The organism is Pandoraea nosoerga (genome assembly GCF_902459585.1).
Classification (GTDB): domain Bacteria; phylum Pseudomonadota; class Gammaproteobacteria; order Burkholderiales; family Burkholderiaceae; genus Pandoraea; species Pandoraea nosoerga.
On sequence record NZ_CABPSC010000009.1, the window covers coordinates 109,131 to 124,070 of the forward strand.

Genomic DNA, 14,940 nt, shown 5'->3' on the forward strand with positions numbered 1-14,940 from the left:
TCGCCGCTCAGCTCAGCGACTCCATGCGGATGCGCGTCACCTTCGAGAGCACGGTGCTCATCGCTTCGATCCTGGCGATGGCCGCGTTGATGTGCTTCTCCTGCGTCTGGTGCGTCAGGATGATGATGTCGGTCTGGTGCTCGCCTTCGCGCGATTCTTTCTGCAGCAGCGCGTCGATGGAGATGTCGAGATCGGCCAGAATGCGCGTGAGCTCGGCCATCACGCCGGCGCGGTCGACCACGCGCAGACGCAGGTAGTAGCTCGTGGTGACTTCGTCGATGGGCAGCACCGGCGCGTCGGACAGCGCGTCGTGCTGGAACGCCAGATGAGGCACGCGATGCTCCGGATCGGCGGTCTGCAAGCGTGTCACGTCCACGATGTCGGCCACGACGGCCGAGGCGGTCGGCTCGGCGCCGGCGCCCTTGCCATAGTACAGCGTGGCGCCCACGGCGTCGCCCTGCACCAGCACGGCGTTCATGGCGCCTTCGACGTTGGCGATCAGGCGCTTGGCCGGGATCAGCGTCGGATGCACGCGCAGTTCGATCCCCGCGTCGGTGCGACGCGTGATGCCGAGCAGCTTGATGCGATAGCCGAGTTCTTCCGCGTATTTGATGTCGAGCGCGGCCAGCTTGGTGATGCCCTCGACGTAGGCGCGGTCGAACTGCACGGGCACACCGAACGCGATGGCGCTCATGAGCGTGAGCTTGTGGGCGGCGTCCACCCCCTCGATGTCGAAGGTGGGATCGGCTTCGGCGTAGCCCAGGCGCTGCGCGTCGGCGAGCGCGACGTCGAAGTCGATGCCCTTGTCGCGCATCTCCGAGAGGATGAAGTTCGTCGTGCCGTTGATGATGCCCGCGATCCACTGGATGCGGTTGGCCGTGAGGCCTTCGCGCAGCGCCTTGATGATCGGAATGCCGCCTGCCACGGCGGCCTCGAAGGCCACCATCACGTTGGCCTTGCGCGCCGCGGCGAAGATTTCGTTGCCGTACACGGCGAGCAGCGCCTTGTTCGCGGTGACCACGTGCTTGCCGTTCTCGATCGCCTTGAGCACCAGTTCCCGGGTGAGGTCGTAGCCGCCGATCGTCTCGACGACGACCTCGATGTCCGGATCGGTCACCACCTCGAACGGATCGCCGGTCACGACGGCCGCGCCGCCGACGAGCCCGCGGGCGCGCTCGACATTACGCACCGCCACCTTCGTAATCTCGATACCCCGGCCGGCACGTCGTTGAATTTCCTCCTGGTTGCGAGCCAGTACCTGGAAGGCCCCGAAGCCTACCGTGCCAAGGCCGAGCAGGCCCAATTTGATCGGTTTCATGCGGTTTTACTCAAAAGTCGAAATCGGTTGGCGCGCATCACTTGCCGTGGCGACGGCGATATCCGTCAAGGAAGCGGGCAATGCGGCTGATGGCATCTTCCAGGTCGCCCTCGTGAGGCAGGAACACCACGCGGAAATGGTCCGGGTGCATCCAGTTGAAGCCGCTGCCCTGCACCAGCAGGACCTTCTCTTCGAGCAGCAACTGGAGAATGAAGTCCTGATCGTTGGCAATGGGGTACACCGCCGGATCGAGACGCGGAAACAGGTACAGCGCCGCCTTGGGCTTCACGCACGTCACGCCGGGAATGTCGGTGAGCATGCGGTGCGCGATCTCGCGCTGCTCGTACAGACGCCCGCCCGGCACGATCAGATCCTTGATGCTCTGGTAGCCGCCTAGCGCCGTTTGCACGGCGTACTGGCCGGGCACGTTCGGGCACAGACGCATCGAGGCGAGGATGTTCAGCCCCTCGATGTAGTCGCGCGCCGGGCGCTTGTCGCCCGACACGACCATCCAGCCCGCGCGATAGCCGCATGCCCGATAGCTCTTGGACAGGCCGTTGAACGTAATGGTGAGCACGTCGTCGGACAGGGCTCCGATCGAGGTGTGCTCCGCGCCGTCGTAGACGATCTTGTCGTAGATCTCGTCGGCGTAGATGATCAGCCGGTGCTCGCGGGCCAGCGCCACGATCTCCTTGAGCAGCTCGTCCGAGTACAGCGCGCCGGTCGGATTGTTCGGGTTGATGATGACGATCGCGCGCGTGTTGGGCGTGATCTTCTTGCGGATGTCGGCCAGATCGGGCTGCCAGTCGGCCTGCTCGTCGCAGACGTAGTGCACGGGTGTGCCGCCCGAGAGGCTCACGGCCGCCGTCCAGAGCGGATAGTCAGGCGCGGGCACGAGCACTTCGTCGCCGTCGTTGAGCAGCGCCTGCATGGCCATCACGATGAGCTCGGACGCCCCGTTGCCGAGGTAGATGTCGTCGAGCTGCACGTCGTTGATGCGCTTTTGCTGGCAGTAATGCATGATCGCCTTGCGCGCCGCGAACACCCCCCGCGAGTCCGAATAGCCCGCCGAATTCGGCAGATTGCGGATCATGTCCTGCACGATCTCGTCGGGCGGCTCGAAGCCGAACGGCGCCAGATTGCCGATGTTCAGCTTGATGATGCGATGGCCTTCTTCTTCCATGCGCTTGGCATGTTCGAGCACGGGCCCACGAATGTCGTAGCAGACATTCTGCAATTTCTGCGATTTGAGGATCGGTTTCACGGCGGTTGTGGTCTTGGCGGGCGGCGCAGGGCCAGGCGGGACGCCCCGCCACGCGAAAAGCGCCGGCGGCCGGCGCGCTGAAAGCGCACGGTCCACCGGATTTCCCCGCGTCTGGCGTGGCAGATGCCGCACTGCAACGGTTTTGCCGTGCTGCGTACGGCAAAAAGCTATAATTTAGCCAATTATGACAGAGTTCGGCAATGCATCATTGACGGTTTTCGCCATGCGAGGCAAGATGCCCGGCCGCCGCGCAACCTGCCGACGCTCCGTCGCCATTGGGACACCATTGGCCAACCACTGGGTAGGGAATCTCCGAAAGTGAAACTGCATCAAGACCCGTCGCAAGCATTGAACACGGTGACCGGCTACGGGCCGGGCTATGTCGAGGTCAACAAGGTCCGTCACGAGCAGAGCGTGGTCATCGCACCCGAGGGCGAGATCCAGCCTTGGCCGGTGTCGAGTTTCGATGCGCTCGAGCCGGCGCACTTCGAGAGCTTGCGCCGCCTCGATCCGGAAGTTGTCATCTTCGGCAGCGGGGGGCGCCTGCGCTTCGCGCATCCGCGCCTGACCACGTCGCTCACCAGCGAGCGCATCGGCGTCGACTCGATGGACACGCAAGCCGCCTGCCGCACCTACAACATCCTGATGAGCGAAGGCCGCCGCGTCGTTCTCGCCCTGCTCATCGAAAGCGAGACGCCTGCGTGAGCCGCCGCCCGCTCGCTGCCGCGTTGACGGGCGCCGATTCGTCCGCCCCTCACGCGCCAGGCGCCCCTCTCGCCTTGTCCACTCCCGGCCCCGCGCCGGCGTCGTATCCGCTCTCGCCGAGCGCGTTCTGGCTGCTGCTCGCGGCGTTCGCGCTCGTGTGGTTCGGCGTGCTCGACTATCGTCACCTCATTGCCAGCGACGAGGGCCGCTACGCCGAGATGGCGCGCGAGATGTGGGTCACCGGCGACTGGATCACACCGCGCTACAACGGCTACAAGTACTTCGAGAAGCCACCGCTGCAGACCTGGATGAACGCGCTCACGTTCGCCGTGTTCGGGCTGGGCGAATGGCAGGCGCGTCTGTGGACCGCGCTCACCGGCTTTGCCGGCGTACTGATGGTCGGCTTCACCGGCCGGCGCGTCTTCAACGCCCGCGTCGGGCTCTTCGCCGCCGCCGCACTCGCGAGTGCCCCGCTGTGGTCGCTGCTGGGGCACTTCAACGTGCTCGACATGGGGCTGTCCTTCTTCATGGGATTGTCGCTGTGCGCGCTGCTGCTCGCACAGCGTCCCGGGCTTGCACGCCGCGCCGTGCGCGGCTGGATGTGGCTGTGCTGGGCGGCCATGGCGCTCGCCGTGCTGAGCAAGGGGCTCGTGGGCGTCGTACTGCCCGGCGCCGTGCTCGTGCTCTATACGCTGATCGCACGCGACTGGGCGCTGTGGCGCCGACTCTATCTGGGCAGCGGGCTGATCGTCTTCCTGGCGATCGCCGCGCCCTGGTTCGTGCTGGTCCAGGCGCGCAATCCCGAGTTCTTCGACTTCTTCTTCATCAACGAACACTTCCGGCGTTTCGCGATGGAGGGCCACAACCGCGACGGTGCGCCCTGGTACTTCGTGCCCGTTTTTGTGGCGGGCTTTCTGCCGTGGCTCTCGGTCCTGCCGGGCACCGTTCGCGCCACGCTGCGCATGCCGCGGCAGCCCAACGGCTTCGCGCCGGCGCTCGTGCTGTGGGTATGGTCCGTCTTCATCTTCCTGTTCTTCAGCGCCTCGCACTCGAAGCTCATCTCGTACCTGTTGCCGGTCGCGCCGGCCATGGCGCTGCTTTTCGGCCTGTATCTGGCCCAGTTGCGTCGCGACACGGTTCGCCTGCATCTGGCCGGTTACGCGATCTTCCTGATCGCCGCGCTGGTCATGGTGGCCATCTTCGTGGGGCGCGCCGGCAGCGTGCGCAATCCGAACGAGTTGTACAAGGCGTTCCAGATCTGGCTGTACGTGGCGCTGGGCGTGGGCCTGGCCGGCACGCTGGCGGCATGGCGCATGGCGCGGCACAGCGCACGCCGGGCGCTCCTCACGTTCGCCGGCGCGATGCTGCTGCTCGCGACCATCGGCGGACTGGGGCACGAGGTGTTCGGGCGCCAGAGCAGCGGTGTGCTGCTGGTGCCGGCCGTCAAGGCGCAAATGCAGCGCCTCGGGCCGGACGTTCCGTTCTATTCGGTAAACGTGCTCGATCACACCATGCCCTACTACCTCGGGCACACGATGATCATGGTGCAGCATCCGGACGAACTCGAGTTCGGCGTGAAGCAGGAACCGCAAAAGTGGCTGCCGACGCTCGACGCGTTCTACGCGCGCTGGCGGGCCGATCCGAGAGCGCTGGCGCTGGTCGATCCGGACACGTTTGCCAAGCTCGAGGCCCAACATTTGCCAATGCAAATCATTGCGCGCGACGCCCGACGCGTCGTGATCTCGAAACCATCGCCCGAAGACAACGTAAAATAGCGCTTTTATCGTTCGTCGGTTCGTTTCAATCGCCAGTTCTCGAGGGTCGAGCGGCGACCCGCGGCGCACGGACAGAGCCACGCGAAGACAGACAGGCAGATGGCAGGGAGGCAAGATGGGTGGCGCGGCGCGCACGCACGGGGAACGCGGCGCAGCATGCCAGACGACCGGGCCGGGCGGCTCGATCGTGCCGTTGCGGATGGCGGCATGCCGGCGCGCCGGCGCGCCGGCGCGCCGCAGGCGTATCACGGCGAGCGCCGCTGCCTGCGGTTTCGGCAAGGTGCCGAGCGCCGCATCGGTCCGCCCCCCGGCCAAGTGACGTCCATCGCTAATCGCCAGCCAATGGACGGCGTCCATAATTATTCACAAACGTTCACAAACGTTCCATGAATCTCGCTACGTTTTCACTTATTCTCACGGGCGTGCTGCTCAACGCCTGCGCGCAGTTGTTGCTCAAGGCTGGCGCGGGCTCCATCGGCGCACTGGAATTCACGCGCGCCAACATCGTGCCCATTGGCATCAAGCTTGCTACGCAGTTGCCGATCATGGGCGGACTGGTCTGCTATGCCATCAGCGTGGTCGTCTGGATCCTCGCGCTCTCGCGCGTCGAGGTCTCCATTGCCTATCCGATGCTCTCGCTGGGCTACGTCGTGAACGCGATTGCCGCGTGGTACCTGTTCGGCGAAACACTGTCGATGCAGCGGGTCGTGGCCATCGGCATCATCCTTGTCGGCGTCTATATTCTTGCGCGCAGCTAACCCGCGTCGGGGCCTTCGCGCCCGATGCGACCGAATCGAAGAACGCGCGGCGACTCGCGCCGGCGCGTTCGTAACGCTTACCTGAGGCTTCGACCAACATCATGAGCGACTCGGCAACCTCCCAACCGACTCAACCGTTCCTGCCGTTCACGCGGCCGAGCATCGACGACGCGACGATCGCCGGCGTGGTCGACGTGCTGCGCTCGGGCTGGATCACTTCCGGGCCGCAAGTGCAGGCCTTCGAGAAAGCCCTGTCGGAATACTTCGGCGGGCGTCCGGTGCGCGCCTTCAATTCGGGTACCGCCACGCTGGAAATCGGCCTGCGCCTGGCCGGCGTGCAGGCGGGCGACGAAGTCATCACCACCCCGCTGTCGTGGGTGGCCACCGCCAACGTGATCCTCGAAGTGGGCGCCACGCCCGTGTTCGTCGACGTCGATCCGGCCACGCGCAACCTCGACCTCGACCTGCTCGAGAAGGCGATCACGCCCAAGACGCGCGCGATCATCCCGGTCTATCTCGCCGGGCTGCCGCTCGACATGGACCGCCTCTACGACATCGCCCGCCGCCATCGGCTGCGCGTGATCGAAGACGCGGCGCAGGCCATGGGCTCGAGCTGGGGCGGCAAGCGCATCGGGTCGTTCGGCGACCTCGTGTCGTTTAGCTTTCACGCCAACAAGAACCTCACGTCCATCGAAGGCGGTGCGCTCGTGCTCAACAACGAGGACGAGGCACGTCTGGCGGAGAAGTACCGGCTGCAGGGCGTCACTCGCACCGGCTTTGACGGCATGGACGTGGATGTGCTCGGCGGCAAGTACAACCTGACCGACGTGGCCGCACGCGTTGGCCTCGGGCAGATGCCGCACCTGGCCGAATTCAACGCGCGCCGCACCGAACTCGCGCGCCTGTATTTCGATACGTTCGCCGGCGGCCCTGCCGTCGCGCTGGGGCTCGGTCTGCCGCGCGCCGACTTCACGAACTCGAACTGGCACATGTTTCAGGTCGAGCTGCCGCTCGAGCGCCTGACGATCGATCGCGCCGGCTTCATGGAAAGGCTGAAGGCCCGCAACATTGGCAGCGGTGTGCATTACCCGGCCATTCACCTGTTTACAATGTATCGCGCGCTCGGCTTCCGGGAAGGTCAGTTCCCGCACACGGAACGGTTGGGCCGCGCGATTCTCACGCTTCCCCTATTCCCCGCCATGACGAATGCCGACGTCGCGCGCGTTTGCGAAGCCGTCAATGCCATTTGCGCTGAACATCAAAAATGACTTCTCCCCAACTCTCCGTCGTCATCCCGGTCTATAACGAAGAGGCCGGACTCGCCGCGCTCTTCGCTCGCCTGTACCCGGCACTCGACAAGCTGGGCGTGACTTACGAAGTGGTGTTCGTCAACGACGGCAGCCGCGACCGCTCCGCCGCGATCCTGGCCGAGCAGCAGCGCCAGCGTCCGGACGTGACGCGCGTGGTGCTGTTCAACGGCAACTACGGCCAGCACATGGCCATCCTCGCGGGTTTCGAACACACCCGCGGAGAATGGGTCGTCACGCTCGACGCCGACCTGCAGAACCCGCCCGAGGAAATCGGCAAGCTCGTCGACCAGCTCGCCGCCGGTCACGACTACGTGGGCACCGTGCGCATGAACCGCCAGGACACCTGGTTCCGCCGCAACGCGTCGCGCGCGATGAACCGCTTGCGCGAGCGCATCACGCGCATTCGCATGACCGACCAGGGCTGCATGCTGCGCGGCTACAGCCGCCACATCGTGGATACGGTCAACCAGTGCCGCGAAATCAACACGTTCATTCCGGCGCTCGCCTACACGTTCGCGCAGAACCCTACGGAAGTGGACGTCGCGCACGAAGAGCGCTTCGCCGGCGAGTCGAAATACTCGCTCTACAGCCTGATTCGCCTCAATTTCGATCTGGTCACCGGCTTCTCGGTGGTGCCGCTCCAATGGCTCTCGGGAGTGGGCATTACGCTCTCGGCCGCCTCGGGCGTGCTGTTCGTCGTGCTCATGGCCCGGCGCTTCATCTTCGGTTCGGAGGTTCAAGGCGTGTTTACGTTGTTTGCCGTCACGTTCTGCCTGCTCGGCGTGATCCTGTTCGGCATGGGGCTGCTCGGTGAGTACATCGGCCGCATCTACCAGCAGGTGCGTCAGCGCCCGCGCTATCTGGTGCAAGCCGTGCTCGAGAATCAGCCCGCACCGGCCGGCCACGGCGAGAAAGCCGCCGGCGGCGCAAGCCACACGGCCGGCGCGAAGGAACTGGGATCGCACACCTCATGAGCGCCAAAGCCGTCGTCTTCGCTTATCACAACGTTGGCGTGCGCTGCCTGCAGGTGCTGCTCGCGCGCGGCGTCGACGTTGCCCTCGTGGTTACCCACCAGGACAACCCGAACGAGAACATCTGGTTCGGCAGTGTCGCCGGCGTGGCCGCCGAGCATGGCATTCCGGTCATCACCCCCGACGATCCGGCCGACCCGGCACTCGCCGAGCGCATTCGCGCCGTGGCGCCGGACTTCATCTTCTCGTTCTATTACCGTCACATGATTCCGGTGCCGGTGCTGGAAATCGCGCCGCGTGGCGCCTTCAACATGCACGGTTCGCTGCTGCCGAAGTATCGCGGCCGCGTGCCGGTGAACTGGGCCGTGCTGAATGGCGAAACGGAGACCGGCGCCACGCTGCACGAAATGGCCCTCAAGCCGGACGCCGGCGCGATCATCGATCAGACGCCGGTGCCGATCCTGCCCGACGACACCGCCGGCGAAGTGTTCGAGAAGGTTACCGTCGCTGCCGAGCAGACGCTCTGGCGCTGCCTGCCGGGGCTGCTGGCCGGGACGGCCGGGCGGCGCATCAACGATCTGTCGGCCGGCAGCTATTTCGGCGGCCGCAAGCCGGAGGACGGCCGCATCGACTGGTCGAAACCCGCGCGCGACGTCTACAACCTGATTCGCGCCGTCGCGCCGCCCTATCCGGGGGCGTTTACGGAAGTCGCCGGCCATCGCTGGGTGGTGAGCCGCGCGCGCCTTGCCCGCTCGCCGGCCCCCGCCGGTTTGCCCTGCGGACTGCAAGTAGTGGATAATGCGTTCCTTGGCGTTTGCGGGGACGCAAACGCCGTCGTCATTCATGAACTATTACTGGACGGCAAGCCTGTCACGCCGGACCGGTTTTCCCAGCTAAATCACTGACCGCAATATGAAAAAAGTCCTGATTCTCGGTGTCAACGGGTTCATCGGCCACCATCTGTCGAAGCGCATCCTGGAGACGACCGACTGGGAAGTTTATGGCATGGACATGCTCACCGATCGCCTTGGCGATCTGGTCAATCACGAGCGCATGCACTTCTTCGAAGGCGACATCACGATCAACAAGGAGTGGGTCGAGTACCACATCCGCAAGTGCGACGTGATCCTGCCGCTGGTGGCCATCGCCACGCCGGCCACCTACGTGAAGGCGCCGCTGCGCGTGTTCGAGCTCGACTTCGAAGCGAACCTGCCGATCGTGCGTTCGGCGGCGAAGTACGGCAAGCATCTGGTGTTTCCGTCGACCTCCGAGGTCTACGGCATGTGCACGGACAGCGAGTTCGATCCGGAAAACTCGCCGCTGATCTACGGCCCGATCAACAAGCCGCGCTGGATCTACGCCTGCTCGAAGCAGCTCATGGATCGTGTGATCTGGGGCTACGGCATGCAGGAAGGACTGAATTTCTCGCTGTTCCGCCCGTTCAACTGGATCGGCGCCGGCCTGGACTCGATCTACACGCCGAAGGAAGGTTCGTCGCGCGTGGTCACGCAGTTCCTGGGCCACATCGCCCGCGGCGAGAACATCAGCCTGGTCGACGGCGGCTCGCAAAAGCGCGCGTTTACCGACATCGACGACGGCATCGACGCACTCGTGCGCATCATCGACAACAAGAACAACGTTGCCAGCGGCAAGATCTACAACATTGGCAACCCGAAAAACAATTACTCGGTGCGTGAGCTGGCCAACATGATGCTCAAGCTGGCAGCCGAATTCCCCGAGTATGCCGAGACGGCCAAGAAGGTCCAGCTCGTCGAGACGTCGTCGGGCGCCTACTACGGCAACGGCTACCAGGACGTGCAAAACCGCGTGCCGAAGATCGAGAACACGATGCAGGAGCTCGGTTGGGCGCCGAGCACGTCGATGGACGAAGCGCTGCGCAAGATTTTCGAAGCGTACCGCGGCCACGTGGCCGAAGCTCGCCGCCTGGTCGAGTAACGTCCGGGCCCGCCGCTTCCATGCCGCGGGCCGCACATCGCACGGCACGCCCGGTGCGCCCTCGGCGCATCGGGCGTTTTTGACTCGGAAACGAAGGTATCGGACAACGCATCGCCGATACCCGCCATCAAGGACGGCCATGGCCAAGATTGTCCTGAAGATCGACGTCGACACGCTGCGCGGCACGCGCGAAGGCGTGCCCAATCTGCTCGCCGCGCTCGCCGAGCATGAGGCGCAGGCGACGTTCCTGTTCAGCCTCGGACCGGATCACACCGGCTGGGCGCTCAAGCGCGTCTTCCGGCCCGGCTTTCTGAAGAAGGTCTCGCGCACGTCGGTGGTCGAGCACTACGGCTTCAAGACGCTCATGTACGGCACGCTGCTGCCCGGCCCGGACATTGGCCGGCGCGCCGCGGACGTCATGCGCACCGTGCAGGCCGCCGGTCACGAGACCGGCATCCACACGTGGGATCACACCTACTGGCAGGACAACGTGCGCACGCGCGACGCGGCGTGGACGCAACGCCAGATGTCGCAGGCGCACGCCCGCTTCACGCAGATTTTCGGCGCACCGCCGCTCACGCATGGCGCCGCCGGCTGGCAGATGAACAACGACGCATTCCGCCAGATCGACGCGTGGGGCATGAAGTACGCCTCGGACGGACGCGGCACGGCGCCGCATTACCCGATCGTCGACGGCGTGCGTCTGCAACACGTGCAGATGCCCACGACGCTGCCCACCGTCGACGAACTGCTCGGCGTGGACGGGCGCGATGCCAACGGCGTGGCCGAGCATCTGCTTGCCCTCACCCGCGATCCGGCGCAAGATCACGTGTTCACGCTTCACGCAGAGCTCGAAGGGCAGAAGCTCGCCCCGCTGTTCCGTCAGTTGCTGGCCGGATGGCGCCGCCAGGGGCATGATCTGGTGACGATGGGCCAGTTGTATGCGTCGCTCGATCTCGCCTCGCTGCCGGCCCGCCCGGTCGTGTGGGGAGAGATTCCGGGGCGCTCGGGCGACCTGATTCTCGAGGGCGGCGAGCGCCGTGCGGCGGCCTGAATCGCTGGCGGCCCGCCTCCTGCTTGCCCTCAACCCGCTTCCCCGTTCCGGCCTCGCAAGGCCATCCAAGGAGACCATAGTGACGGTAGCCATCGACACCGCCGTGCCAGATTTCACCGCACCGGCCACTGGCGGCGATTTTTCGCTCAAGGCGCATCGCGGCCAGAAAGTGGTGATCTACTTCTACCCGAAGGACAACACGCCGGGCTGTACGACGGAAGGCATGAACTTTCGCGACAGCTATGCGCAATTTCAGGCCGCTGGCGCGCAGATCGTCGGCGTGTCGCGCGACAGCCTGCGCTCGCACGAGAACTTCCAGAAAAAGCTCGGCCTGCCCTTCCCGCTCATCTCGGACGCCGACGAAGCGGTGTGCAGGCTGTTCGGTGTCATCAAGCTGAAAAAACTGTATGGCAAGGAGCATCTCGGCATCGAGCGCAGCACGTTCGTGATCGACGAGAAGGGGGTGCTGCGCAAGGAGTGGCGCGGCGTGCGCGTGCCCGATCACGTGGGCGAAGTGCTGGCCGCCGTCCAGGCGCTCTGAACGCGGTACGGGCCCAAGCGTCTTCCTGCCCGGCGCGGCCCGCGGGGACGCCCGCCGCGCGGCGGCCGGCGTGTTGCACGAGCGCCGCCCGGGCGGACATCCAACGCTATACAAGCACGGCAAGAGACGTTATAGTCGGCCGTAATGATCAAGCGCATTGAACGAGACTATTGCAGGCGTCGCCAAGGCGGCGCCTTCAGCCAAGCCGCCTCTCCGGTGCGTCCGGGCAGGCGGCTTTTTTGTTGCCGGGACGTGTTGTGCCGCTGTGTGTCCCGGCCGAGTAGTGTTGTGTTTTCTTGAACGGGAAATCTATGCCATTGCCATCGGCGCCGACCAAACCGGGCACGCTGCTCGCCCCGGATCAATTCCCCACTCGCCTCAAACCTTCGCGCACGGAGGCCAAGAAACCGATCCCCTCTTCCGAACAACACGCGCTGGGCGACACGTCCGGCGCAGCCGGCACGGCCGACCTGAAGGTCGTTCCCAAGACACCCGCGGTGACGCAGACTGCAGCACAGCCGTCGCCCGTCGCACGTTCGCCGCAATCGCCCGCGCCTGCCGGTTCGAATGGCGCCGCCGCGCCGCTCAAATCCGTGAAGACGACGGCTCAGGGCGCCGGCTCGAAACGTGCGCGCAACAAGGACCAGGAGCCGGCCAAGCTCTTCGTGCTGGACACGAACGTGCTCATGCACGACCCGAGCAGCCTGTTTCGCTTCGAGGAGCACGACGTCTATCTGCCGATGATGACGTTGGAAGAGCTCGACAACCACAAGAAGGGCATGTCGGAAGTGGCGCGCAATGCACGTCAGGTCAGCCGCACGCTCGACGGACTGGTCGCGGAGAGCGGCACGAAATCGATGGCGGAAGGCATTTCGCTGTCCCGCCTCGGCAACAAGGACGCCACGGGCCGTCTGTACTTCCAGACCGATCTGCCCGAAGTGCCGCCGCTCGAGGGCTTGCCGCAGGGCAAGGCCGACAATCAGATTCTGGGCGTCGTGCGCGCGCTGCAGGACAAGTTCCGCGATCGTCAGGTCGTGCTGGTGTCCAAAGACATCAATATGCGCGTCAAGGCGCATGCGCTCGGCCTGCCGGCCGAAGACTACTTCAACGACAAGGTGCTCGAGGACAGCGATCTGCTCTACTCGGGCGTGATGGCACTGCCGCCGGACTTCTGGACGAAGCACGGCAAGGGCATGGAGAGCTGGCAGGACAACCGTACCGGCACGACGTTCTACCGCATCACCGGCCCGCTGTGCGCGAGTTTTCTCATCAACCAGTTCGTCTATCTCGAGACGAACAACGGCGAAGCGCCCTTCTATGCGCAGGTCCGCGAGATCAACGGCAAGACGGCACTGCTGCAAACGCTGCGCGACTACGGGCACCACAAGAACAACGTGTGGGGCATTACGGCGCGCAACCGCGAGCAGAACTTCGCGCTGAATCTGCTGATGAATCCCGAGGTCGACTTCATCACCCTGCTCGGCCAGGCCGGCACTGGCAAGACATTGCTCGCGCTCGCTGCCGGGCTGGCGCAAACGCTCGACGAAAAGCGCTACAACGAGATCATCATCACGCGCGCGACCGTACCCGTGGGTGAGGATATCGGCTTCTTGCCGGGCACCGAGGAGGAGAAGATGCAGCCGTGGATGGGCGCCTTTGACGACAACCTCGAAGTGCTGCAAAAGACCGACGACTCCGCCGGCGAATGGGGCCGTGCAGCCACGCAGGAACTGATTCGCTCGCGACTCAAGGTCAAGAGCATGAACTTCATGCGCGGTCGCACGTTCGTGAACAAGTTCGTCATCATCGACGAGGCGCAGAACCTCACGCCGAAGCAGATGAAGACGCTCGTCACGCGCGCCGGCCCCGGCACGAAGCTGATCTGTCTGGGCAACATCGCGCAGATCGACACGCCGTATCTGACCGAAGGCAGCTCGGGCCTCACCTACGTGGTGGACCGCTTCAAGGGCTGGGGTCACAGCGGCCACGTCACGCTCGCGCGCGGCGAACGCTCGCGTCTGGCCGATTACGCCGCGGAGATTCTCTGAGCGCGGCGGCTTGACGGCCTCTCGACGACGGCGCCTTCGGGCGCCGTTTTTCATGATCGCCAAGCCGCGAATGCAGCGACCACGGCGCCTGAGCGGCAAAATCGCCCGAAAATCGGCGCATTTGTGACATCGATGCCACAGAATGCCCGTATTTCGGCACTTCCGCGGTGCATTCGTGCGGCAAGCGTCGTAAACTCGGCGCATGCGAATCCAGGGCCATCTCCGCATGCCACGATCCTTCGTCCGGTCCTTCGGCCGTCCCGTCGTCCCTGCCCGCAGCATGGCGCTCTCGCCAGAATGGCTGCGCTCGTCGACGCGCTGTGCCGCGGCACTCGCGATTACGCTGCTGGTTGCCGCATGCTCGTCCGGTCCGTCGATCCGCCAGGGTGGCAGCGCCAACTATGGCAATCGCACGATGGGTCCCGAGAACAGCGCCGGCCAGGAAGAGATCACGCTCGAGGCGATGAGCCTCGTGGGCATCCCCTACCGCTATGGCGGCAACACGCCTGATTCCGGTTTCGACTGCAGCGGTCTCGTGCGCTATGTCGTTGCACGCGCGGCCGGGGTCAACTTGCCGCGGACGACGGCCGACATGAGCAGTGTCGGCACGTCCCTCGATCGCGACGATCTCGCCTCCGGCGACCTCATCTTCTTCAATACGACGGGGCGCGCCCACTCGCACGTGGGCATCTACGTCGGCCAGGGGAAATTCGTGCATGCGCCGAACTCAGGCGGCACGGTGCGACTGGAGAGTCTCTACGTCCCTTATTGGGCGCGCCGTATCGACGGTATCCGCCGCGTGGCGGCGAACAAGGCACCGGCGGGCAATACGACCTATGTGAACCGCGCCGCACCGGCCAACGTGGCGCAAACCCAGCCGTCGGCGGCCTCGCCGGCCCCAGGGGCCCCGCCGTCGCCCATGTCGTCGCCCATGTCGTCGCCTGGGCTACCCGGCGCACCAGTGAGCGCGGTCGCGGACTCGCCCAATCGGCCGCTGACGGCCGCCACGCCTTCGCCGCTCCAGACACCGCAGCCCAGCGCACCGCCGAGCAGCACGGCCCGTCTGAACGGGTCCCTGGCGGCCGACGACGATCCCATCGCCCGCTTGGCCAACAGTTCCATGTGAGGCCCCCAGAGGTAAAACACGCCGGCCGCCCGGGGCGTCTGGCGTGTTTCATGCCCTGTCCGTGGCCCCACGTTCCCTTGTTCCCTCGTTCCCTCGTTCCCTTGTTCCCTCGTT

13 protein-coding genes are annotated in these 14,940 nt (G+C 65.2%); 11 read left to right on the plus strand and 2 right to left on the minus strand.

The features are described from left to right. Positions 1-7: 7 nt before the first annotated feature. Positions 8-1,318 carry a homoserine dehydrogenase gene (locus PNO31109_RS12990; RefSeq protein ID WP_150555925.1) on the minus strand — a complete coding sequence of 437 codons (1,311 nt, stop codon included), beginning with the start codon at positions 1,316-1,318 and terminating at the stop codon, positions 8-10. Between the two features lie 37 nt (positions 1,319-1,355). Continuing rightward, complete coding sequence (locus PNO31109_RS12995) at positions 1,356-2,582, minus strand: pyridoxal phosphate-dependent aminotransferase (RefSeq protein ID WP_150555926.1); 1,227 nt, start codon at positions 2,580-2,582, stop codon at positions 1,356-1,358. Between the two features lie 318 nt (positions 2,583-2,900). On the opposite strand from PNO31109_RS12995, the gene PNO31109_RS13000 reads away from it, so the two are divergent. The 11 genes from PNO31109_RS13000 (at position 2,901) to PNO31109_RS13050 (ending at position 14,826) form a co-directional block, all read left to right on the plus strand. Continuing rightward, positions 2,901-3,287: an Mth938-like domain-containing protein gene (locus PNO31109_RS13000; RefSeq protein WP_150555927.1), complete on the plus strand. Its 387-nt coding sequence runs from the start codon at positions 2,901-2,903 to the stop codon at positions 3,285-3,287. Between the two features lie 74 nt (positions 3,288-3,361). Further along, positions 3,362-5,062 carry an ArnT family glycosyltransferase gene (locus PNO31109_RS13005; RefSeq protein ID WP_150555928.1) on the plus strand — a complete coding sequence of 567 codons (1,701 nt, stop codon included), beginning with the start codon at positions 3,362-3,364 and terminating at the stop codon, positions 5,060-5,062. 386 nt (positions 5,063-5,448) lie between these two features. Next, a complete protein-coding gene (locus PNO31109_RS13010; protein WP_150555929.1) occupies positions 5,449-5,820 on the plus strand; it encodes an SMR family transporter in 372 nt (123 codons plus the stop codon). Positions 5,821-5,921: 101 nt separating this feature from the next. Then, positions 5,922-7,088 carry a DegT/DnrJ/EryC1/StrS family aminotransferase gene (locus PNO31109_RS13015; protein WP_150555930.1) on the plus strand — a complete coding sequence of 389 codons (1,167 nt, stop codon included), beginning with the start codon at positions 5,922-5,924 and terminating at the stop codon, positions 7,086-7,088. Continuing rightward, on the plus strand, positions 7,085-8,104 hold the full coding sequence (locus tag PNO31109_RS13020; protein WP_241013944.1) for a glycosyltransferase: 1,020 nt from the start codon (positions 7,085-7,087) through the stop codon (positions 8,102-8,104). Before PNO31109_RS13015 ends, PNO31109_RS13020 begins: the two co-directional genes overlap by 4 nt. After that, complete coding sequence (locus PNO31109_RS13025) at positions 8,101-9,006, plus strand: formyltransferase (RefSeq protein ID WP_150555931.1); 906 nt, start codon at positions 8,101-8,103, stop codon at positions 9,004-9,006. Before PNO31109_RS13020 ends, PNO31109_RS13025 begins: the two co-directional genes overlap by 4 nt. A gap of 7 nt (positions 9,007-9,013) precedes the next feature. Beyond that, positions 9,014-10,057, plus strand: coding sequence for a bifunctional UDP-4-keto-pentose/UDP-xylose synthase (locus PNO31109_RS13030; protein ID WP_150555932.1), 1,044 nt, complete (start codon positions 9,014-9,016; stop codon positions 10,055-10,057). 139 nt (positions 10,058-10,196) lie between these two features. Continuing rightward, on the plus strand, positions 10,197-11,111 hold the full coding sequence (locus tag PNO31109_RS13035) for a polysaccharide deacetylase family protein (RefSeq protein ID WP_150555933.1): 915 nt from the start codon (positions 10,197-10,199) through the stop codon (positions 11,109-11,111). Positions 11,112-11,190: 79 nt separating this feature from the next. Continuing rightward, positions 11,191-11,652, plus strand: a complete 462-nt coding sequence (locus tag PNO31109_RS13040; RefSeq protein WP_150555934.1) for a peroxiredoxin — start codon at positions 11,191-11,193, stop codon at positions 11,650-11,652. A 311-nt stretch (positions 11,653-11,963) separates the two neighbouring features. Beyond that, positions 11,964-13,700: a PhoH family protein gene (locus PNO31109_RS13045; protein ID WP_150555935.1), complete on the plus strand. Its 1,737-nt coding sequence runs from the start codon at positions 11,964-11,966 to the stop codon at positions 13,698-13,700. 226 nt (positions 13,701-13,926) lie between these two features. Further along, a complete protein-coding gene (locus PNO31109_RS13050) occupies positions 13,927-14,826 on the plus strand; it encodes a C40 family peptidase (protein ID WP_244958168.1) in 900 nt (299 codons plus the stop codon). Positions 14,827-14,940: the final 114 nt, after the last annotated feature.

Bases quoted from the DNA above. Each gene is read 5' to 3' on its own strand.
- PNO31109_RS13010 (WP_150555929.1), top strand. From the start codon at position 5,449: ATGAATCTCGCTACGTTTTCACTTATTCTCACGGGCGTGCTGCTCAAC.
- PNO31109_RS13035 (WP_150555933.1), top strand. From the start codon at position 10,197: ATGGCCAAGATTGTCCTGAAGATCGACGTCGACACGCTGCGCGGCACG.
- PNO31109_RS13020 (WP_241013944.1), top strand. From the start codon at position 7,085: ATGACTTCTCCCCAACTCTCCGTCGTCATCCCGGTCTATAACGAAGAG.
- PNO31109_RS13050 (WP_244958168.1), top strand. From the start codon at position 13,927: ATGCCACGATCCTTCGTCCGGTCCTTCGGCCGTCCCGTCGTCCCTGCC.
- PNO31109_RS13025 (WP_150555931.1), top strand. From the start codon at position 8,101: ATGAGCGCCAAAGCCGTCGTCTTCGCTTATCACAACGTTGGCGTGCGC.
- PNO31109_RS13015 (WP_150555930.1), top strand. From the start codon at position 5,922: ATGAGCGACTCGGCAACCTCCCAACCGACTCAACCGTTCCTGCCGTTC.
- PNO31109_RS12990 (WP_150555925.1), bottom strand. From the start codon at position 1,318: ATGAAACCGATCAAATTGGGCCTGCTCGGCCTTGGCACGGTAGGCTTC.
- PNO31109_RS13030 (WP_150555932.1), top strand. From the start codon at position 9,014: ATGAAAAAAGTCCTGATTCTCGGTGTCAACGGGTTCATCGGCCACCAT.
- PNO31109_RS13045 (WP_150555935.1), top strand. From the start codon at position 11,964: ATGCCATTGCCATCGGCGCCGACCAAACCGGGCACGCTGCTCGCCCCG.